At 64.1% G+C, this 21,830-nt stretch carries 17 protein-coding genes; 14 read left to right on the top strand and 3 right to left on the bottom strand.

The annotated features are described in order from the left end of the window. The first annotated feature begins 47 nt into the window (after positions 1 to 47). The 13 genes from C7I55_RS10425 (at position 48) to C7I55_RS10350 (ending at position 15,427) form a co-directional block, all read left to right on the top strand. On the top strand, positions 48 to 371 hold the full coding sequence (locus C7I55_RS10425) for a nuclear transport factor 2 family protein (RefSeq protein ID WP_106512862.1): 324 nt from the start codon (positions 48 to 50) through the stop codon (positions 369 to 371). A 642-nt stretch (positions 372 to 1,013) separates the two neighbouring features. Further along, the gene (locus C7I55_RS10415) at positions 1,014 to 2,627 is read left to right on the top strand and encodes a GMC family oxidoreductase (RefSeq protein WP_106512861.1); all 1,614 of its coding nucleotides are present in this window, start codon (positions 1,014 to 1,016) and stop codon (positions 2,625 to 2,627) included. Between the two features lie 93 nt (positions 2,628 to 2,720). Further along, positions 2,721 to 3,500 (top strand): response regulator transcription factor, encoded by a 780-nt coding sequence (locus C7I55_RS10410; RefSeq protein ID WP_199192782.1) that lies wholly within the window; start codon positions 2,721 to 2,723, stop codon positions 3,498 to 3,500. 1,130 nt (positions 3,501 to 4,630) lie between these two features. Beyond that, positions 4,631 to 5,383, top strand: a complete 753-nt coding sequence (locus C7I55_RS10400) for a response regulator (RefSeq protein ID WP_106512859.1) — start codon at positions 4,631 to 4,633, stop codon at positions 5,381 to 5,383. After that, positions 5,380 to 6,303: a cytochrome-c peroxidase gene (locus C7I55_RS10395; RefSeq protein WP_199192781.1), complete on the top strand. Its 924-nt coding sequence runs from the start codon at positions 5,380 to 5,382 to the stop codon at positions 6,301 to 6,303. Before C7I55_RS10400 ends, C7I55_RS10395 begins: the two co-directional genes overlap by 4 nt. Next, positions 6,300 to 8,426 (top strand): DAHL domain-containing protein, encoded by a 2,127-nt coding sequence (locus tag C7I55_RS10390; RefSeq protein WP_106512857.1) that lies wholly within the window; start codon positions 6,300 to 6,302, stop codon positions 8,424 to 8,426. Before C7I55_RS10395 ends, C7I55_RS10390 begins: the two co-directional genes overlap by 4 nt. Before the next feature lie 168 nt (positions 8,427 to 8,594). Beyond that, positions 8,595 to 9,773 carry a GAF domain-containing protein gene (locus tag C7I55_RS10385; protein ID WP_106512856.1) on the top strand — a complete coding sequence of 393 codons (1,179 nt, stop codon included), beginning with the start codon at positions 8,595 to 8,597 and terminating at the stop codon, positions 9,771 to 9,773. Positions 9,774 to 10,050: 277 nt separating this feature from the next. Further along, positions 10,051 to 11,286: a sensor histidine kinase gene (locus tag C7I55_RS10380; RefSeq protein WP_158266373.1), complete on the top strand. Its 1,236-nt coding sequence runs from the start codon at positions 10,051 to 10,053 to the stop codon at positions 11,284 to 11,286. Beyond that, a complete protein-coding gene (locus tag C7I55_RS10375) occupies positions 11,279 to 11,911 on the top strand; it encodes a response regulator transcription factor (RefSeq protein ID WP_106512854.1) in 633 nt (210 codons plus the stop codon). The genes C7I55_RS10380 and C7I55_RS10375 overlap by 8 nt, the downstream gene beginning before the upstream one ends. 1 nt (position 11,912) lies before the next feature. After that, positions 11,913 to 12,311, top strand: a complete 399-nt coding sequence (locus C7I55_RS10370) for a response regulator transcription factor (protein WP_106512853.1) — start codon at positions 11,913 to 11,915, stop codon at positions 12,309 to 12,311. Between the two features lie 467 nt (positions 12,312 to 12,778). Continuing rightward, positions 12,779 to 13,204 carry an organic hydroperoxide resistance protein gene (locus C7I55_RS10360; protein ID WP_106512851.1) on the top strand — a complete coding sequence of 142 codons (426 nt, stop codon included), beginning with the start codon at positions 12,779 to 12,781 and terminating at the stop codon, positions 13,202 to 13,204. 29 nt (positions 13,205 to 13,233) lie between these two features. Further along, positions 13,234 to 14,025, top strand: coding sequence for an alpha/beta fold hydrolase (locus C7I55_RS10355; protein WP_106512850.1), 792 nt, complete (start codon positions 13,234 to 13,236; stop codon positions 14,023 to 14,025). Positions 14,026 to 14,755: 730 nt separating this feature from the next. Continuing rightward, positions 14,756 to 15,427, top strand: a complete 672-nt coding sequence (locus tag C7I55_RS10350) for a GNAT family N-acetyltransferase (protein WP_106513199.1) — start codon at positions 14,756 to 14,758, stop codon at positions 15,425 to 15,427. A 154-nt stretch (positions 15,428 to 15,581) separates the two neighbouring features. Here C7I55_RS10350 and C7I55_RS10345 read toward each other — a convergent pair whose 3' ends face one another. Continuing rightward, positions 15,582 to 16,718, bottom strand: a complete 1,137-nt coding sequence (locus tag C7I55_RS10345; RefSeq protein WP_106512849.1) for a class I SAM-dependent methyltransferase — start codon at positions 16,716 to 16,718, stop codon at positions 15,582 to 15,584. Between the two features lie 30 nt (positions 16,719 to 16,748). After that, positions 16,749 to 17,075 carry a UrcA family protein gene (locus C7I55_RS29455; RefSeq protein WP_158266372.1) on the bottom strand — a complete coding sequence of 109 codons (327 nt, stop codon included), beginning with the start codon at positions 17,073 to 17,075 and terminating at the stop codon, positions 16,749 to 16,751. 695 nt (positions 17,076 to 17,770) lie between these two features. On the opposite strand from C7I55_RS29455, the gene C7I55_RS10335 reads away from it, so the two are divergent. Beyond that, positions 17,771 to 18,430 (top strand): phosphatase PAP2 family protein, encoded by a 660-nt coding sequence (locus C7I55_RS10335; protein WP_106512847.1) that lies wholly within the window; start codon positions 17,771 to 17,773, stop codon positions 18,428 to 18,430. Positions 18,431 to 18,474: 44 nt separating this feature from the next. Here C7I55_RS10335 and C7I55_RS10330 read toward each other — a convergent pair whose 3' ends face one another. Next, a complete protein-coding gene (locus C7I55_RS10330) occupies positions 18,475 to 21,519 on the bottom strand; it encodes a M10 family metallopeptidase C-terminal domain-containing protein (RefSeq protein WP_106512846.1) in 3,045 nt (1,014 codons plus the stop codon). Positions 21,520 to 21,830 lie beyond the last annotated feature (311 nt).

The raw sequence follows: 21,830 nt of genomic DNA, 5'->3' as shown, positions 1-21,830 counted from the left end.
CCTACTTCCGGGCAACCACCAGGCAAGAAGCAGAAGGAACACGCGAAATGACACTGCCAGACCCTGTTCAACGCTACTTCGAGGCCGACCGGGCAAGCGACCCGGAGGCTCTTGCCCGGCCGTTCGCCCCAGACGGCATCGTCGAGGACGAGAAGCGAACGTTCGCCGGGCACCAAGCCATCGAGGGCTGGTGGCGCGAGACCAAGGCGAAATACGAGCATGTGACGGAACCGCTGGAATCGGTGGAGCAGGACGGGGTCCTTCGAGTCCGCGCGAGGCTGATCGGTCGGTTCCCGTCCAGTCCTGCCATTCTCACCTTCCAGTTTCGGCTGACCGGCAACCACATCACGCGGCTGGAGGTCGGCCTTTGAACCCCTGCCTCGACCCGGCCGGCAAACGTGCGCTCGTCACCTCAGGGACGCGCGGGACCGGGTGCCGCGACGGTTCGCCTGCTTCGCGAACTCGGCGCAGGCGTCCTGACCGTCGCCCGATCCCGGCCCGCCGCCACGCCTGAGGTAATGTTCGTGTCGGCGGATCTCACCAGCCGCGGCGGGTTGCCGAACATTGGCCGAGCAGGCCCGCCAACGTCCCGGGGACGGAACATGTGATCGCCGGCGGAACTGTTCCAACCGCCTCATCCATCCGGACCCGAACGCGTCGCCGGGGAGACGCTCACGATTGGCCTACCAACGGCGGGGGGCGCACGCCTGCCATCGTGCCCGCGCGCCACGACCACGGCGATCCGGAGAAAAAGCGACATGCTCTAATTATTAGACTTGATAGAATTGATAGATTTGATATTTCACCAGCGCCGCGGAAACGGGATACGCCTGTTTCTTGGGTCTGGTTCTCCTCCGGCCGCTCACGTGCCGGAGACCGAGCCGGACCCAAGCGGTGCAGGCACGTGCCGCGCGCTCTCAGGGCGCATGGTTCCAGGTGAGACACGGACGGACGCCCGCCCGGATTGCGTGGCTGCGAACAGCGGAGGATCCGCTTTCGAAGGAGATCCAAGGATGATTGCGCACCATCAAGAAGAGCTGGACCTTGCCCGACGCGGGCGCGAGAACCAGGAGCGGCTGACCGCCAACCTGAAACCGAATTATGATTTCATCGTCTGCGGCGCGGGCGCGTCAGGTTCGGTTCTCGCAAGGCGGCTGGCGGAGAACCCCGACGTGGATGTGCTGCTGCTCGAGGCCGGCGGAAGCGACGACGTCGCGGCGGTGCTCGATCCCGCGCAATGGCCGACGAACCTCGGTAGCGAGCGGGACTGGGGCTTTCAGGCGGAGCCGAACCCGCACCTGAATAATCGTTCGCTGTCGATGTCGATGGGCAAGGCGCTCGGCGGCGGCTCGAGCATCAACGTCATGGTCTGGGCGCGCGGACATCGCAGCGACTGGGACCACTTCGCCGAAGAGGCCGGAGATGCCGAATGGGGATACGAGAACGTGCTCTCGATCTACCGGCGGATCGAGTACTGGCAGGGTGCACCCGACCCGGATTATCGCGGCACGACGGGTCCCGTCTGGGTCCAGCCGGCGAGCGATCCGAGCCCGATCGCGCACGCAATGCTCGCGGCCGCGGCAGAGCTCGACATCCCCACCTTCGATTCGCCGAACGGCGCGATGATGGAGGGATCCGGCGGTGCAGCGATCAGCGACATGCTCGTTCGGGACGGGCGGCGCCACTCATTGTACCGTGCCTACGTGCATCCGGTGCTCGATCGCCCCAATCTGACCGTATTGACCGGCGCGACGGTGCGGCGCGTAACCTTGGACGGGAAGCGCGCCACAGGGGTCGAGATCGCCCGAGGCGGACAGATTTCGACGATCGGCGCCCGAAGCGAGGTCGTGCTGTCGCTCGGCGCCATGCACACGCCCAAGGTCCTTATGCATTCCGGGATCGGCGATCGCGAGGAACTCGCCCGCTTCGGCATACCGCTTGTCCAGCACCTGCCCGGCGTCGGCCGCAACCTTCAGGATCACGTCTCCTTCGGTTGCATCTGGGAATATGCGGAGCCGATCGCACCGCGCAACAGCGGCAGCGAGGCAACGCTCTACTGGAAAAGCCGTCCCGATCTCGAAGCTCCGGACCTGCTCTTCTGTCAGGTGGAGTTTCCGGTTCCCAGCGAGCGGACCGCAGCGCTTGGTGTTCCAGAGCATGGCTGGACCATGTTCGCGGGCCTCGCCAGACCGGCGAGCCGCGGTCGCCTGCTCCTGCAAAGCGCGGATCCGATGGCGCCGATCACCATCGACGCAAACATGCTGTCGGACCCGATCGACGTCGAGGCCGCGGCCCGCTGCGTCGAGCTGTGCCGTGACCTTGGCAATGCGCAATCCTTCCGGCCTTATGTCACAAGAGAGGTCATGCCGGGCAGCCTCACCCGTGACGCGCTGGAGGACTATATCCGCAACTCGGCCGTGACCTATTGGCATCAGACCTGCACCGCAAAGATGGGCCGCGATCCCATGTCGGTCGTCGACCACAGGCTGAACGTCTACGGCATCGACGGCCTGCGCATCGCCGACGGGTCGATCATGCCGCGGGTCACCACCGGGAATACCCAGGCGCCGTGCGCGATCATCGGGGAACGGGCTGGAGAGATTCTGCGCAAGGCGCACGGTTTCTGATCGACGGGCGGGCGGTCTGCCCGGCCACAGGACATCGCAGGTTCGGCGCGAGCGCGGCTCGCGCCGAACCCTCAGGTTGAAAGAGTAGACGTCATGTATCACTTCTCCGACATGTCGCCGGGGCTTGCCCCTCCGGCGATGGCGCCGGTCCCTCCGGCCCCGCTTGGTCGCCTTCTCGTCATCGATGACGATCCCTGCGCGCGGGCCCAGATCCTCGACCCACTGGCGGAGCAGCGCTGCGCCACGGTGGCGACGACGGCGCGCGACGCCCCGCGCCATCTCCAGTCCGATCAGTTCAGCCTCGTCATTCTCGACGCCAGGCACGTAGCTGCAGGCGGATTCGACATTCTCCGCCAGGTCCGGGCACGCTCCAATGTTCCCGTCATCCTGATCACGCAGACGGCGCGAGACGAGATCGACCGCGTCCTTGCCTTCGAACTCGGCGCAGACGATCTCCTCCCCGAGCCGTTCAGCCCGAGGGAACTCCTCGCCCGGATACGCGCAATCCTCCGGCGCCAGGAATTCGGGCGTCGGCTCACCGGACCTTCGCCGCGCGGCGGATACAGGTTCCAGGGCTGGGAATTGCGGCACACCTTGCGAACATTGACTGATCCTTCAGGCGCGGAAGTCGTGCTGACCAAGAAGGAATATGCTCTTCTCACCGCCTTTCTCGATGCTCCCGGCCGAGCGCTCTCCAGACTGCATCTCATGCGCGCGACGCGCACCCATGAGGACATCTTCGATCGGAGCATCGATGTTCAGGTCCTCCGGCTGAGACGAAAGCTTTCGGCGCATCCCGCCGGCGGTGCTTTGATCAAGACGGAACGGGGCTACGGCTACAGGTTCGACACGATCGTCGAGAGCCTGTTCTGAAGCAGCCCAAGCGCAAAAGGCGGTCCGCAGACTAGAACGCGATGAGGACCCAGCCGCACCAGAGATTGAAGGCCTGTCGGCTTCTCTCTTCGGCAAGGCGGGCCTCTTCGGGTCCGCGGAACGGCGAATCCGGCGATCCCCAGTCCGTCACGCGCAAGCCGGCTGCAGGCGCCGTCGCGCCCTCGAAACGATAGACGCGGCCGCTCCCGCGTCGCAAGATCCGGCCCATCGCCGCAAAGTACGTAAGCAAGGTCATCGCCGGCCCTTCTCTAAGCAAAAGGCGAGAGGGAGACGGCCAGTCGCAACCAGAATCCGTCGCGCCTCGCCTCCTCCTGCACCGTCGGCACCGCGCTGGTGCGCCCGGCAGCGATCCGGCCATTCCTCACCGAATGGATCCAGCGACGCGCGCACGAGGCGGCTCGCGCGACACGAGACTGACGCCTGAGCAAGGCCTCACCACCTGACTGCCAAGACCGATGCGGAAACTCGGGCCCGGGATCTGCAGGTATTCTGTGACAAGTGCGAGTGATCCGATACGATCACTGCCAATCTCCCGATTGTGAATGGTCATGCTCGAACAAGCATCCAGTTCCTGCGCCTTCCATTCGCCTGAAGTTCATGATGTCCGATCAATTTGCGACTCCGCATCAGGGATGATCGTGCATTGCCCGCGCGTCAACGATGTTCGGCGAGCTGTTCCGACTGTAACGCAACATGGCCATGACTTGCGCAGGCGGCACCGGACCAACTCGATCGTCCAGTGCCTTCCGGTCCGCAGCAGCGCGAAACGCCATTCATCCCGGTGGGCACGATCGTCGGCGTTCACGTTGCCGCCTTCATGCGTGTCCGATCAGAGCTCCCGATCATCTGAGACATAGGCGGGTTCGCGATCTGCTGCCGCCAAGTCCCACGACGGCGATTTCTAATCTACGAAGGACCGGAGTCGCTCCGGTTGCGCCACCGCTTTCTCATAATAATGATCAGGAGAAAGCATCTCATCGCGACCGCCAGTCCGCCGGTCGATGCCGGAAGGAGAATTGTTACGGTTGTGACAAATTCTATTCTTATATCCTTTAAACAACTTTAGAGGCACCCAACCTCACGGGGAGGTAACAGACCAGGGGTTTCGGGTGACCTTCATAGACAATAGTGAATTCACGTCGCAGGCGAAAGCGGCACGCGTGATGGTCGTCGACGACGATCCGGCGATGCAGCGCATGATCGTCGCCTATCTCGTCGAGCACAACCTTCGTGCCACGGCCGTGTCGGGACGTGAGGGACTGATGCGTTCGATCACCGTCCGCGAGCCCGACCTCGTCGTTCTCGACCTGCATCTGGGCGAAGATGACGGGCTCGACATTCTCCGTGAGCTTCGCGCCCGGAGCGTCATACCGGTCATCCTGATTACCGGCAGCCGCCGTGAGGAACTCGACCGGGTGCTCGGGCTCGAGCTCGGCGCGGACGACTATCTGACCAAGCCGTTCGGTCTGCGCGAACTGCTCGCGCGCATCCGAGCGACGCTTCGCCGCCGCAGCATGGACCGCATGAACCCGGCGAAGCAGCGCGAATGCACCTTTCGCTTCGCAGGCTGGACGTTCGACCAGCGCCAGCGTGAGCTGACCTCTCCGGGCGGCAAGGTCGTCAGCCTCACCAAGGGAGAATTCGCCCTGCTGAGCGCATTCCTCCAAGCGCCGCGCCGGCCCCTCACCCGCGAGCATCTGCTTCAGGCGACCCGCGTTCACGAGGACGTCCTCGACCGCAGCATCGACGTTCAGATCCTGCGTCTCCGGCGCAAGCTCGAGGACCTTCCCAATGCGCCGCGCCTCATTCGTACCGAGCGGGGCGTCGGGTACAGGTTCGACTGTGAGGTAGAGCTCGTGTGAGGAATCTCGCGCTGTCCCTGGTGATGGCATGCTGCATGCTCGCGCCGGCGGCGAAGTCGCGCGACGATAGCTCGGCGCGTGGCCCGGCGGAGGCATTGTCGCCTCCGCTCCCGATTGAAAGCGGCAAGATCGATCTCGGCCGTGACCTGTTCCAGGATCGCCGGATCTCCCGTTCGGTGGCGCTGAGCTGCGCCTCCTGCCATGATATCGAGAGCAACGGGGCGACGTCGCGGCGGTTCGACCGCGGAGACTCCGGGCACGAGCTGCCGTTCAACACGCCGACCGTGTTCAACAGCGTCCACAATTACCGGCTCGGTTGGGAAGGCAAGACGCGCACCCTCCACGACTTCGTGAGCGGCACGCTGGGGAGCGAGCATGTGATGCGCGGCCGCGACCTGTCGGCCGAGCGCCTTGCTGCCGATCCGAGAATGCTCGCCCGATTCCGAATGATCTACGGCACCGGGCCGAGCCGCGCAGCAGTCGCCGACGCACTCGCCAGCTTCATGGGCACGCTGGTGACGCCGGCACCGTTTGATCGCTGGCTGCAAGGCGACAGGAAGGCGCTTACCCTCCAGCAGGTCCGTGGCTACGAACGGTTTAAGCAGGTCGGCTGCGCGAGCTGCCACCAGGGGGTGAACCTTGGCGCAAATCTGTTCCAGCGCCGCGGCATCTTCCATCCGCTCGGCGGCAAGGGACCGGAGCATCTGAGGGTGCCCAGCCTCAGAAACGTCGCCGTCACGGCACCCTATTTCCATGACGGTCATGTCGCCTCGCTGCCCGGCGCGATCCGCGTGATGGCGCGCTCCCAGCTCGATCTCACGCTCGCGGATCAGGACGTGCGGGACATCGCTGCCTTTCTTCAGTCCCTGACCGGAGCCTATCAGGGTCGGCAGCTGCGACAGGCGGGCGTTCGAGAATGAAGTGGCTGCCATGCCTGCGGATCGGTACGATATTCCTGTTTCTGCTCAGCACCGCCCTCGCCAGCCTCACGATCCGGGCGATGAACGAGAGTCGCCGGTGGATGACCAAGTCCAGCTCCGCAATGATCGGATACGCGCTCGCCGAACGCGCGCTGCAGGTCGATCTGCTCAGCCTCCGTGCCGGGATCCTTCGCAATTATGATCCGGTAAACCGCGATCTCGTCAGCGCCCGCAAGAACCTCGTCGCACTCGCGGACGGGTTTGAGACTGGATCCTCTCGACGGCTGGTCACGACACTGATGCGCATCGGCGACCGCCAGGAATTATTGGTAGAGGAGTTCAAGAGCAGCAACGCATTGCTTCAAAACTCGCTGACCCGTTTTGCCGTGGCCGGGACGGCGGCAGAGATGGCCGGCGACCCCCTGTCGGCTCGGGTCCTCAAGCTCACACTCGACACGAGCCCGCAGACCGTCCGAGAGGCCGAACGGGCGCTGCGCAGCATGAGGCCGGCACAGGAGGGCACGCCGGCCTCCCAATTGCTGTCGCATGCCCGCCTACTCGTTTCAGTCCTGCCGCGGATCGACGGTCTGCTGCAGGCGCTCCGCAATCTGCGCACCGAAAGCAGGATCATCGCACTTCAACGTGCCGTGCAGACGGAAGCGGAGGAGCGCATGGCCCGGGTGCGCACGCTCCAGCTTGCGCTTGCTATTCTGCTCGTGATGTTCGTCGTCAGTGTCTCGAGCCTGCTGATGGTTCAGCATGTCACCGGCCGCGATCTCCGTGCGCAAGCTGCGAACGAGCGGCTCAGTGCAGCCATCGCAACGCCGTTGATCGATACGGAGCCGGCGAACTTCGCCGCCCGGGTCCAGGACGCCACCGACAGGCTCGCACTTCATGTCGACGCCAGACGGCTCCAGCTGATCATTCCCGAAGCTCCGGACAGCTTTCATTTCTCCTCGCCCGAAGCGAACCATGATCCCGATTGGCTGCTCAAGCTCGTCAGGGCAGCGGACATCGACTCCGCATGGTTCAAAAACCATGTGATCGCCTCGCGTGCGGAGAGCTCACGCCATCCGCAGCTTCGGCAGGCAATGCGTGCCGCCGGCGTGGATAACCTGGCCCTGCTCCGCGTCTCGGAGCCCTGCGAAGTGGTGATCGGGTTCGAGCCGAAAAGCCTCGGGTTCGTCGAACGACGCGACAATCTGGCCGGGATCACCTCCGCGATCATAGCGATCGCACATGGCGCGCGGCGGGAGCTGATGCAGCTCGAGCGCGAGAGGCTGGAGAAGAGCCTCGCGCGTGTCGGCCGCATGGAAGCGATCGGCACGATGGCGAGCGGCGTCGCCCACAATTTCAACAACATCATTGGCGCGATCCGCGGCTTTGCCGAGCTCGGGCAGGCGCGAACGCGATCCGGATCGCCGGCCCGAGCCTGCTTCAACGAAATTTTCGCGGCAGCGGGGCGCGCCAGCGATCTCGTCGACGACATCCTGAACTTCGGCAAGCAGGGGCGTGCGGCAAAGCAGCCGATGGACGTGCTCGACGTGCTGAAGGAAACGGTGCGTTTGCTGTCCGGCGCAACCCGCTCGGAGGGGAGCTTCGAGCTGAAGCAGTCCGGCCCGCACCCTTATCCGGTCCTTGGAGCAAGCAGTGAGCTGCAGCAGGTCTTCCTCAACATCTGCAACAATGCGCGCGAAGCAAGCTGCGGACGTACGGTCACGATTGCAATCGACGTGGCCGCGCTGGGACAAGGCTCCTCCGCATCGATCGGCCTTGCCGCAGGACGCTATGTCGTCGTGCGGGTTCGCGACACGGGCCCCGGGATACCGGATTCCGTCAGGGACCGCCTGTTCGAACCCTTCTTCACCACCAAGGCGGCGGGCACCGGCCTCGGTCTTTCGACTGCAAGCGAGATCGTCCAGGATCATGGCGGATGTATCGAGGCCGAGACTCTGGTGGGCGGCGGCGCATGCTTTTCGATCTGGTTGCCGGAACACGATACCCGACCGGAGGCGCCGCTCTTGGTCGAAGATGGTGAATCTCCGCCGTCCATGCTGGACCGAAAGCGACGACGGGGGCCCTGCTGGTTGCGTTCGCCCTTCAAGCGGGTCGAGCCTCGGTGAAAGAAGAGCACGGATGCTCCCCGCGGGGATGATGCGCCGTCGGAATCGAACGAGCCAATGCTATTTGGCTACCGATTTTATCATATTCTGGTCGAACCGAAGACGCCCTATATCGTATGCCTGCATGCCGACCCGAACGTTGAGGGTCGATCCTGAGGTGGAACGCACATGGGCAAGACGGACAAGGACATCCTCACGACGGCGGACACTGCCAAGCTGCTGGGCGTTTCGGTCAGAACGGCGCAGCTGCTCATCGAAGGCGGATCGATCACGTCCTGGAAGACGCCGGGCGGTCACCGCAGGGTCTATCGCGCGGACGTGCTGTCACTCATCGACGACCGCTCCCGGCCTGCCGCCCCTCACCCGTCTGCCACCGTCATCGTGCTCGGCACCGCCGAGCGGCTCGCGGTCTACGATCGTCTGTTCGCGGCGGCACCGGAGTGCACGGTGGAGATGTTCGAGGATGTGCTCGAGGCGCTCGTTGCGGTCGGGTCCGTCAAGCCGCACACGATCATCGTCGACCTTGCGGGCTCGGGTGCCGAACGGCTGCCGCTGCTGCGAAGCCTGTCATCGAGCTCCGTAGCCGGCGGGAGCCAGATCCTGGCCGTGGGAGAGCAATCCCTTGTTCCGCGGGATCTTCCGCCAAGAGTTACAGGCGCAGACGATCCCGAAAGTGCGGTTTCTGCGGTCCGGGCTACGCTGAGCGACAAGGACGAGCTCACTCTTTCGAACGAGACGTTTCCGATCGCGCTGAACGAAGGCAGGCGGCTGGTGGCACTGGAACGCTCCGGGCTGGTCGACACCGCGCCGGAAGAGGCGTTCGATCGCCTCACCTGGCTGGCGGCCCATGGGCTGAAGGCACCGGTGGCGCTGATGACCTTGCTCACACCGACGCGACAATGGTTCAAGTCGCGGTTCGGTCTCGATCTCCCCGAGACTCCGCGCAGCTGGGCCTTCTGCAATCATACGGTGATGCAGAAGGGCGTCTTCTCGGTCGACGATCTGGCTGCGGATCCGCGCTTTGCCGAGAACCCGGCCGTGAAGGGGGAGCCTCGCTTCCGCTTCTATGCGGGGGCGCCGGTGCTCGACGAAGACGGCTTCGTGGTCGGCTCGTTGTGCGTCATCGATCACAAGCCGCGCACGCTGACCGACCATGAATCGCAGACCATATCGGCTCTGGCCGCGCTTGCCTCCGACGAGGTTCGCTTGCGCGCGCTGGACCGCAAGCTGCGCGAGTCGAATCGGCGAACGACCGAAAAGAAGGATGGCAACGCTGCCACGGCTGCGAACGAGATTTCGGGACCTGCGCGCCGGGGAGGGAGCAAATCGGACCTGGGGCGAGCCTGAACGTCGCCGCGCAGCGCCGGAGGAATACGGTCTGCTCGCCAGGAGCTCCGGCGCGACGGCAACTCGAGGCGGGCAGCACGTGCCGATAGCCATGCATCTCCTCCATCGCCGCGCTGCGATGGCGGCACTCGTCCGCCCTGGGCATCCCTATACCCGAGGATGACTTGCGCGCCGCCGGCATGAGAGTGACCTTGGCCATTCGGATTGGGCGAACTGACGTTGGATGCTAAGCTCCCATGACATCTATTGTCGAAAATTGACGGGACCGGGGTCGTCCATGGGGAACGAGCAACCGCAATCGGACCAGGACGGCTGGGCTTCGGGCGAGAGCAGGCACGACCCCCTGGTGGTCGAACTGCGCGCCGAGTTGGCGAGGACGAGGCTTGCCTGTCTGAACGCCGAGGAAGGCCTTCGCGAGACGTTGGCCGCGATGATCCAGCATCAGCAAGTCGGCAAGTGCGGCAATTTCCGGTACAACACGGTGACCGGTGCGATCACCGGCACCGAAGAGGTGTTCAAGATGTTCCGGTTCCCGCCCGGTACGCGTGGCTGTACCGTCGAGCAGTGGCTCGGGAAGCTTCATCCCGACGATCGCTCCCGGATCGAGCAGCAATTCTTCGCTGCGATCACCGACCAACGGGATCTGCGTTTTGAATATCGTATCGTGCTCGACACCGGCGAAAAGCATATACGCTGCGACGGCGAGCCCGACCTCGAGTTCAAGGGCGAACTCGTTTATTTCGGCGTGCTGACCGACGTCACGGAACGGCGCGCGGCCGAACAGGCGCAGCGCGCCATGGAAGCGGAGCTCGCTGCCGCCCTGCGTCTCGCCTCGATGGGAGAGCTTGCCGGCTCGATCATCCACGAGGTCAATCAGCCTCTTGCGGCGATCGCGACGAGTGCCTCGGCGTGCCGCCGCTGGATGACTGCCGGACAAGAGCGCACGGATCGGGCGCTGGCGTCACTCGATCGTGTCGTCGAGGAAGGACAGCGGGCGGCGGCCATCGTCAGCGGCCTCAAGAGCCTCATCCACGACGTTTCGGCCGAACCGAGCGCGTTCGACTGGAACGAAGCAACACGCGATGTCTGCACGCTGATCATGTCTGAGCTGGCCCGGGAGAACATCCTGCTGGAGACCCTCTTCACCGCCGGCGGGCCGCGCGCCATCGGCAATCGTGTTCAGTTCCAGCAGGTCCTGATGAACCTCGTGCGCAACGCGATCGAGGCGATGCAGGGCAGCGACACAAGGCGCGTCCTCACCGTCGCGACGGCACGCCGCGGCCCGATGCTGTCGCTTCAGGTTGCGGACACCGGGACTGGGTTCGACGCGGCCGACCCGGAACTGCTCTTCAAGCCGCTCTTCACGACCAAGAAGGAAGGCATGGGTCTTGGCCTGTCGATCTCGCGCAAGATCGCGGCAGCCCATGGCGGCACCCTGCAGGCCAGCGCAGGACCCCATGGCGGATCGATGTTCGAACTCCTTCTCCCCGCAGACGGCCGCGACCATGATTGAGGCGCGCGCGGCATCGCCGTTCCCCAGGCCGCTGGTCCAGATCGTCGACGACGATCCGGGCATGCGGGCAGCCTTGGAGGATCTGCTCCAGTCGGTTGGCTATGATGTCGCGAGCTACGGAAGCGCGGCCGACTTGCTGCTTGGAGAACAGGTGGAAGGGCCCTCGTGCCTGGTCCTCGACGTCCGCCTTCCGGGTGTGAACGGGCTGGATCTTCAGGAACAGCTGGCGCGTGAGGGCCGCAACCTGCCGGTGGTTCTCGTAACAGGCCACGGCGACGTGCCGATGAGCGTGCGGGGCATGAAGGCGGGGGCGGTCGACTTCATCGAGAAGCCGTTCCGGGATCAGGACCTGCTCGATGCCGTCGCGCTCGCAATCGAGGAAGGGCGGCGGCGTGCACCGGCAATCCAGCGCCGCATCGACGCGCAACGGCGTTTCGCCACGCTCTCGCCTCGCGAACGCCAGGTCATCGACCTCGTCATACAGGAAAAGCTGAACAAGCAGATCGCCCACGACCTGGCGATCAGCGAGGTCACCGTGAAGATCCACAGGGCCGCAGCGATGCGCAAGCTCGGGGCCCGCTCCATCGTGGAGCTGACCCGCCTTGGCGAAGCGCTGGGCACCTGACATGGCATCGACACCAACGAACACGTCCCGTTCCAGGCCGATCGTCAGCGTCATCGACGACGATGCGGCAATGCGGGCAGCGCTCACCGACCTGCTCGACTCCCTCGGCTGCCAATCTCAAGCGTTCGGCAGCAGCGAGCTTTTCCTGAGCGCCGAGGAGGCCCTCTCGAGCGACCTCGTCATCACCGACATCGAAATGGGTCCGCTCGACGGGCTCGGCCTTCTGAAGCGGCTTGGCGAGATCCTGGCCCAGCCGGTGCCAGTGATCGTGATCACGGCGCTCAGCGACGAACGGCTGGAGCGCCGGGCGGCGGCGGAAGGCTGCTTCGCCTTTCTTCGCAAGCCGTTCGATCCGGACCGGCTGATCGCGCATGTGAGGAACGCCGTCGCGCTTTCATGATCATGTTCGCGGCTGTAGCGGCGCAGTCCTTACCGCTGCAGCTCCAGTAACGGAACGCGAACTTTCCACCCGAATCCGCGGGTTGCCGGCTGCGCGCAAGCGCTTCCGGTAACAAGCTGATAATACCTTGGTATGAGCCCGGTCATCCGCAGGCCCGGATAGCTCTCCAACGCGCAACGCGTCACCTTCTGCTTCGCCGATAGAGGCATGAGGAGGCGCATGTTGATTTCCGGTGCCGCTGGGTTCGCTCCGCCAGAAGCGGCGTCCGCTGCTTCTGGCGGCAGCGACTTCGATTCACCGATCCGCACCTCGGCAAGCTGCTGTCCGACCAAATTCGGAGCACCCCGAATGCCGCTTCACCATGCACGGCCTTGGACCTCGCGGGACAGGATGACCGCCATTCAGTCAACGAACCACTTGACGAATTTCGCATATTGCGACAAATGTTATTGCAATATGGTAATCGAATGAACCTTCTCTACCAGACGCAGGCAATTGCCACCGGCGGGCGCAGCGGCAAGGTCTCTACGGCCGACGGCACGCTTGCGCTCGCGCTGTCGACTCCGAAGGAACTTGGCGGCGGCGACGGGGACGGTACCAACCCGGAGCAACTCTTCGCGGCGGGCTATGCAGCCTGCTTTCTCAGCGCGATCAGGTTCGTCGCGGGCCGACGGAAGCTCACCTTGGCCGGGCAAAGCAGCGTCACCGCCAAGGTCGGCATCGGCATGCGCGACGCGGGCGATGGCTTCGGGCTCGAAATCGAGCTCCAGATATATTTGCCTACAATCGAAACCGGACTCGCTCATCACTTGATCGAAGAGGCAGATATAGTCTGCCCTTATTCTCACCTCACCCGCAACAACATCGTCGCGCGGCTTTCGCTGATCGACTGAGACCTTGCTCGAACGAAAGGATGCCATCGATGATCCGACACCTCCTAACAATCACCGCCGCCGCCTTCGCAACGCTCGGCTTCGCCTCCGCAGCGCCTGCCCAGACCGGCGCCCCTGCCGCGGCCGGGACGGCGCGCAACGTGGTGCTGGTACACGGAGCCTTCGCCGACGGTTCAGGCTGGCGCGGCGTTTATGACGATCTGACCAGGCGTGGTTACCGGGTCAGCATCGTTCAGAATCCGCTTACCTCGCTTGCCGACGACGTCGCAGCCACCAAGCGAGTCCTCGCGCGCCAGGACGGGCCAACGATCCTGGTCGGCCATTCCTACGGTGGCACGGTCATTACCGAGGCCGGGCTGGATCCCAAGGTGGTCGGGCTCGTCTATGTCGCGGCGCTCGCGCCTGACGTCGGAGAATCCACCGGAGACCAGTTCGCCGAAATCCCTGCGCCGGCAGGATTCGTCATCGAGCCCCAGGCGGATGGCTATGGCTTCGTCAATCTCGAGAAGTTCAAGAGCGGCTTCGCTGGTGACACCAGTGACGCCGATGCCGCATTTCTCAGGGACTCTCAGGTGCCGATCGCCATGACGGCATTCGGCGAGAAGGTCACTCAGGCCGCATGGCGGTCGAAGCCGAGCTGGGCGGTGATCGCGACCAGGGACTCGGCGATCGATCCGAAGCTTCTCCGCTCGACCGCCAAGCGGATCGGCGCGTCGGCGCACGAGGTGGACGCAAGCCATGTCGTCTTCCTGACGAAGCCGAAGGCGGTGGCAGACGTTATCGATCAGGCGGCGCGCAGCGCAGGGACAAAGCGTCCCTGACCGGATTCGAGATCACCAGGCATGGCGGACGGGCGGCACTGCGTGCCGCCCTTCTTTCCTCTGAAACCGAACAGGGAGCCCCTGAAATAGCCAGGTAGCGCGCATCGCCTATCAGGATGCTCGAGAAGCGGTATCGCCCTTTCGAAACACCGGACGCCGGCAAATGCCGGACCGGGGGCGACGATCCGAAGGAGCCTTTGTGGTCGATGATCGCCCCGACCTCGTTCCCCGTCAGCTCCGGCCCGGGTCGAGACGTCCGCGAGCGGGGGTCACCCCCTCCCCTCTACTCAGATCGCCGACCCCGATTACCGAGCCGGCGCGCACTGACGCCTGGGGAAACGGTGGAGCACGAGCGATCCTGCCGACATGCACGTTTCCAAACCTGGCGCAGCGCGTGCTGCGTGAGTTCCTGCGGGGTTTCGCCATAGTGGGATGCCTTCAATATCCGACCGCAGAGAGCTTCACTCTCGCAAGACAAATTATGCATCCGGATGGCGGGCCGAACCGGAAACGCGACTGACCCGGACTCGACTTCAATATAGGCCGACAAGGATTTTCAATGTCCGAAGACAGTGCAGGGCCGATCATCCCGGCCCAAGCGGCCCCGGAACCCACACAGTCCCGCGGGAGCGACGCGCTGCAGCTGACCGCGGGTGAGCGATCTGCGATCTTCCGAAACTGTCGCCATTACTGGCTTGGTTATGGATCGAAGTGCCGGATCGATGCGGGCATGACGCTCTACAGCACGGGGTTGCGCCACCCACAACTGAACGGCGTGATGTGGATGGGACCGGGCGATCTCGGCGCCAGGATCGGCGAGGCGCGCCGGTGCTTCGCCGATTTACCCTGGCTGTGGTGGGTCGGCCCGGACAGCGTATCCGGCACTTTGGACGTCCTCATCGATCAGGGTGGATTCCGGGTCGGAGTCTCGCCGGTGATGGCGATCAGGACCGACATGATCGCGCCGCTGCCTCATCCGCAGGAGCTGACCATCGAGCGATTGCCGCCGGATGCAGATCTGACGGCATGGGTCCGAACCTACGTTGCGCCGATGGGCATTGCCGACGATCAGATCCCTGCGATGATCCGGGCGGAGCAAGCGCGGACCGACCCGCCGGGCAGCCTTGTTCGGTTTGCCGCACGCATGGACGGTGAGATCGTCGCCGTCAGCGAACTCCTGATGCGCGACGGAGTAGCCGGCATCTATCTCGTCGCCACCGATGCAGCTTGGCGGCGGCGCGGGCTGGGCGCCGCAGTGACGGCCGCGGCCGTCCGACTTGGCGGCCAACTTGGAGCCCGGATCGCTACACTGCAGGCGACACCGGCCGGTCAACATCTGTACCGCCGGCTCGGGTTCGTCACCGTATCCGAATACCGGATCATGTCGTTTCCGCCGCTCTGACCAGCATGTTTCCGGGTAACTTCGAGACCTGGCTGTCCAGACACGGCTTATCCCGCCACCCGATTGCTCATCGAAGACAGGGCGCCAAAAGGGATGCGGCAACGCGGCGGCAGTGCGCCGCGCTGCTGCGCACCGACCTCGCCGCCCGGTCCGCTCAACGCCTTGGGAAGCCCTCGCCAACCATGCGGCCCAGGCCGGCGATATTCGACGCGGAGCGTCGCGCAATGATCAACGTGCCTTTTTCCGCCGGAGACAGGACGATCCGGGCCTCGGTCGCGAAACCCGCATCCGCCAGCATCCCGGTCAGTTCCGCATAGGAATAGGTTCGGGTTCCAGTCTCCGTCAGCAATGTCAGCCGGAAGGCGGATTCGAACAGCGGCGGCGTTGTTTCCTTGGGGTAATCATGGACGACCAGGATCCCGCCCGGCCGAACGACGTCGCCGAGATGCCGGAAGATCCTGCGATTCTCGTCGCCGTGCATATTGTGGGCAACCGACAGGTAGAGCGCGACATCATAGCCCTCTCCCCAATCGCAGGAGCGAAGGTCGGCGCCATGCACGCCGATCCGATCCTCCATCCGGTTTTCCGCGATCCGGGCGCGCGTCTCGGTCAGGGCACTTTCCAGATCGACGATCACCCCGTTCATCCTGGGGTGACGTCGACACAATTCGATCGAATGCACGCCGTGGGAGCCGCCGAGGTCCAGAAGGCGCAAGGGCCGGTCAGGCAGATCCAGCGCGCTCAGCAGATCGGGAACCACGAGCTCCGCCGCGGCACGCATGTAGCGCGAAAATTCCCTTCCGAGGGAAGGCTCTTCCGCCATGCGGTCCCACAGCGATCGCTCCGGACCACCACATAAGATTGCGTCCGGAAGATCGCTCATGATCTTCCAGGCCTCGGCCGTCCAGATCAGCCCCGTGCCCCAGTCGATCGGCCCGCGCCTGGTGAAACGGCGCGTCGTCTCCGGTGCGTTGGCGATCATCTCGCCGTCCCGCCTCAGCTGCCCTGCCGCCACCAGGAAGTCCGTCAATCGCTCGACACCCGTCCTGCTTGCGCGCAGCGTGTCCGTCAGACTGGCAACGCTCATGGGGCCGTCGGCCAGGGCGTCGAACAGCCCAATTCTGCCTGCGGCCGCCATCGACCCGACGGTCATCATCTGCAGATAGATGCCGAGCATCGGCATCGGCGCTGGCACATCGCCGATGACATCGTCGTCATCGACAAGCCCATCGCTCGCAAGGAACGTCCCCGCATAATCGTTCTTGCCGCAATCCATTTGCTCAACCCTCATTCTTGTTGCGTGATCATTGTCTGCCGCCGATCAGTTGGTGCTGCGGGGACCCAGGTTCAGCCGCAGCGGAATGGCGCGTGCCCGGGGATCTATCGGAACAAGACAAGGCCTCTCCTCCCCGCGGCACGTGCGGCGCGCTCCCTGCACGGCAAGATCGATGCAGGACTGAAAATCGGAGCTTCGCTGGCTCTCCCCGATGTCGCACGCAGCGGCCGCTGATGCGCCGACACGATAATCGCGGGTCACCTTGCCCTTCCCGGACCGAAGATCGAGGTCGCTGACATCTATCCTCAATTGCTGCGCCGGCGCGCCTGCCTCCGCCTGACCGATCAGCGTCGCGCACGCGAAGGTTGCCATGGCACACCTGATCCCTGGCCGAGAAAGTGCGCGCATGAGAAAGTATGAAACGGGTTGGTTCACCTAGAGATCTCCAATCCCGCTCGTGTAGAATTCCTTCGTGGCAAACTTGTTATGGATTTATCGATCAGGGTTTCACTTGTAACACTTACCTTTTGACATTGCCTTACATTGAAGCATCTTTTTGACTACAATGCTCGTGCCGACGAGGGCGAGTATCTCGGCGGCACTATGAAGTTGCCACCCGCGTTCCCGATGTGCCGGGCTGTGGTGGCTGCGGCCTCCGCTGGGGAAGACCCCGCCCCCCACGGAGGCCGCAATTCATGAGGTGCGTCGAGACGGCATGTGCCATTCTGTCGGGCTGCGTCGCCCGCGCGGGATCGGCCGCCGGCATACGAAACGCGAGCACTGTGGGCGCCTGTCTTACGATTGAAGCCGGACCGCCGCGCAGCGCCATCATCCCGTAACGCAAACCGGCGAAATCATGACCGACGGACGGAATGAAGAGCATGCTTGGGTGTGCAGGGTCACGACCGGAGCGATGCTGATCGGGCAGGACCTGGCGATGGGCACATGCGGAGATCGCCGGGCCGCGATCTTCGCCCGGATGTTCCCCCGCATCGTCGTCCGCGAAGGACTGGCCGTTCCGAAGCGAACTTTCGCGACACTCGCTCGCGGCAACCCGGAGATGCGGCATGCACCTTCTCGTCTTGGACCACAGGATCAGCCTGGCGATGAGCTCGGTCGCGGGACACGCACCCGGCCTCGACTGGCTCATGCTGGAGGCCTTGCAGACGGACCTGCTCAAGCTCCTGCCGCTCGTCGCGCTGCTGCTCTCGGGCGCTCGGGACAGACACCTGCGCCCCGACACCGGCATAGCCCTTCTCGCCGCGACTCTGGCGCTTGCCACCTGCGCGCTGGCGCAGCGTGTCGGGGGAGACCGCCTCAGGCCGGCGCTCAGCGGCCTTTATGACTTTCCATCCCTGCCGTTGGCCGTGCAGGCGGACCGCCTCAGCTTTCCCAGCGACACCGCCGCTGCGGCCTTCGCGCTTGCTGCATTTCTCGCCGGGCGGGGACGCGGCAGCGCCTGCTTTGCGTTCGGGTGGAGCCTGTTCGCGGTGGCTCTTCCGCGGCTTTACGGGGGCTACCATTATGCAAGCGACCTCGTGGCGGGCGCCGCCATCGGCCTGCTGTCGTCACGCCTGCTCGCCAGCGCAGGCTTGAAACAGGTCCTGAACCTCCGCTTCGGCGATGAACGTGGCGCGACTGCAGCAGCGGGCGAGTTCCTCTTGTTTGTGTTCGCCTTTGAGCTTGCGCGGCTCTTTGCCGATGCGCGCATGCTGGCGGGCGCATGAAGGTGCAGGCCCAGACAGCATTCCTCTCCGCGCCGGCGCAGACCTCAAAGTATGAAGTCGCTCGACATCAGCGGGATCTGGCCCTGAGCCACGATCTGAAGGTCGGCGAGCCCGTTGCCGTCCACGTCGCCGTAAATGGTCGTGTTGCCCCCGGATGTCTCCACACGAAGCTGGCCGGGGGTGGAGGTGAACGACTGACTGCCGATGAATTTGAATGCCTGGTCGCCGGACAGCTTGGTGTTGGCGTCGATGCTGCCGAGGTGGATCCGGTCCCCCTGGGAACGCACGAAATCGGTGATCAGGTCGGCCGCCCCGAGGCGAGAGTCGCCGACCGACTGGAACACGAAGAGATCGGCGCCCAGTCCCCCACTGAGCCGGTCCACGCCGGCGCCGCCGATCAGCACATCGTCGCCACCCTCGCCGTAAAGGAGGTCGTCGCCGCCAACGCCATAGATGGTGTCATGCCCTTCGCGGGCGTAAACCGAATCGGCGCCTTCCGTGGTCCGACGCGAGGCCGACGGCGAGAAGGTCTCGCTGGCGCTCGTGCCGTAAAGCACCGCGCCACCTTCCGCCACGTCCTTCACTTGGATCGACAGAGCCTGGATATCCTCGAATGCGCCGTCAGTGGCGACCACCGTTACGTCATAGACATTGTCGCCATTCGCATCGCGCGGCGTCTCGAAATCGGGAGCCGTGACGAACTGCAGGACACCGGAGTTGACGTCGATGGTGAAGCGCGAGGCGTCGGCGCCGCCTGCGATATAGTAGCGGGCAGGTTCGCCGTCTTGGTCCTTCGCCTGCACGGTCGTGACGACGCGGCTGTTCTCGGCGACGCTGAGTTGGGCCACTTCGCCGCCCCCGTCCGAGAAGATCGCAAGGCCTTCGTTGACGTTTGTGATGGTCAGGGACAGCTCCTGGAACGCTGTCGAATTGTCCGCGGAAGCGACCAGGGTGAGGCGATAGATATTGTCGAAATCATGATCCGAGGGCGCTTCGAAATCGAGCGTCGTAGAGCCCTGCGCTCCGCGCAGGTGGATTGACCCCGTGGCAGAGTTGATATCGAACAGGACGGCATCCTTGCCGCCAAGCGAATAGGTGATCGGTCCGTCTCCGCCCGAGGCGGTCGAACTCACGTCGATGAGGCCGTTCTCAGGCAGATAATAGGTCACCTGCGCGGCTTCGAAGGCGACGGGTTCGAACGCGTTTGCCACGGTTACGCTGATGGCTTGTGTGTCGCTCGACCTGCCGTCGGCGGCCAGCACTACAACGTCATAGACGTTGTCGCCGTCGGCATCGGCCGGGTTCTCGAAGTCCGCCTTCGAAATGAAGCTCAGCGCACCCGAGGTGCGATCGATCGCGAACAGTCCGGCATCGGCGCCCCCGGCAATCTCGTAGCGGGCCTCTCGCGGGCTGGCCGGGCCGACCTGGACATAACCGATCGCGACGTTGTTCTCCGCAACGTCGAAGGCGCGCTCCTCGGTCTCGAACGCAACGCCGTCGTCGACATCCTCGACTGTGATAGACAGCGTCTGATAGTCGAACAGGAAGCCGTCGGTCACTCCGACCCGAATTTCATAGACCCCGTTGCCGTCAGCGTCGGCCGGCTGCTCGAAGTCGGGCAGCTCTCGAAAGCGCAAGGCCCGCGTGGCCGAGTCATATTCGAACAAATGCGCGTCGGCACCGCCGTCGATACCGTATACCAACCCGCCAGAGTCCGAATCCTCGGCCGCAAGGGTCGTGACGTTGCCGCTATTCTCCGCGATCGAGATCGCGGCATGATCGCCGCCGCCATCCGAGGTGAACGTCGGCACCCCCTCGTTCTCGTCGCTCACCTCGATGCGAAGCGACTGGCTCGTCACCAGAGCACCGTCGCTGGCGCGGACCTCGATATTGTAGACACGGTTTGCACCACTATCGGTCGGCACTTCATAGTCAGGCGCGGCCACGAAGCTCAGGGCGCCGCTCGCGGCGTCGATCGTGAACTTCGCCGCATCCGTGCCGGCCAGCGAATACGTCACTGCACCGCTCTCCGGATCGACTGCGTTCAAGGTCGCAACCGCAAGGCTGTTCTCGGCGACTGTGATGATCGGGGCGGGGACCGTGTTGTAAGTCGTAAACACCGGCCGCTCGTCGACATTGGCGACAGTGACGGCAAGCGCCTGCGTGTCGATCAGTGAGCCGTCGCTCGCCGCCACCACGACATGATAGACATTGTCGCCGTCCGTATCGGCCGGCGCCTCGAAATTCGATCCCGCAATGAAGGCGAGTCCGCCGGTGCTGGCGTTGATCGTGAACAAAGCCGAGTCCGCGCCGCCGACGATCGAATAGGTGAGTACATTCCTCTCGGGATCGGTCGCGTAGATGGTCACGAACGACCAGCTTTGATTTTCGGCGACGGTCACAGAAGCGGACTCCGCGCCGTTGTTGCTCCAGATCGCCGGCGCTTCGTTCACGTCGGCGATGGTGATCGCAAGTGTCTGACTGTCCGTGACCGCGCCGTCGGTCGCCGACACGACAACGTCATAGACTCCGTTGCGGCCGAAATCGGCCGGCGCCTCGCGGTCGGGTGCAGCCACGAAGCTGAGCACACCGGTGGCGGCGTCGATCGTGAACCTCGACGCGTCATAGCCGCCGGTAATGCTGTAGGTGACCGAAGAGCCGGTGAAATCGCGCGCAACCACCGTGGTCGCGACCGTCTGGCCTTCCGCGACCGAGAAGGCGCTGGCACCGCCGCCGTTCGAGGCGATGTATAGGCCTTCGTTCACGTTCCCGACGGTGATGGTGATCAGCTGGAGCGAGGTCTCGTAACCGTCGGTGATCTTGATCATCAGGTCGTAGACGCCGTCGCGGCCGTAATCGTCGGGCGCTTCGAAATTGGGCGCCTTGTTGAAGGTGATGATTCCGGTGCGCGGGTCGATGTAGAATTTTGACGCGTCGTAATAAGCGGCGATAGAGACGTTCACGACTTCGCTGAAGTCCGCGAAGCTGTAGGTGATCGGATCGCCTTCCGCGTCTGTGGCGGTGATGAGCGCGGTAACCAGACTGTTCTCGTCAACGGCATAGGCCGTCGTGGACGTGAATGATGGCATGAATCCCCCCCATTTCGAAAAATTCAGAGATGTCATGGCCGGTCGGTAGATTAGATTTGGTCAAAGCGCATAGCTAATACGCTATTCACGAATGACTGCCGCCCAAACCGTGTCGCTAGCGAGTTGCAAGGCGCACCGGCAACACCAGGGCTCGACTTAGCTCCAATCTAAGGTGTGAATCCGGCTCTAAACCAATGACGCGAGCATGATTCCCGGATCAAGCTGGTTCCGCCTGATCCGATCATGCTCTAGGGGAGGCAATCACCTCCTCCCAAGCGCAACCGATCGTTTCCACGGCGCCGTAAATTTCG

The organism is Allosphingosinicella deserti (assembly GCF_003012735.1).
In the GTDB taxonomy this organism is placed as follows: Bacteria; Pseudomonadota; Alphaproteobacteria; order Sphingomonadales; family Sphingomonadaceae; genus Allosphingosinicella; species Allosphingosinicella deserti.
Note: the sequence above shows the minus strand (reverse complement) of the source record. Positions and strands in the feature narration are given on the sequence as shown.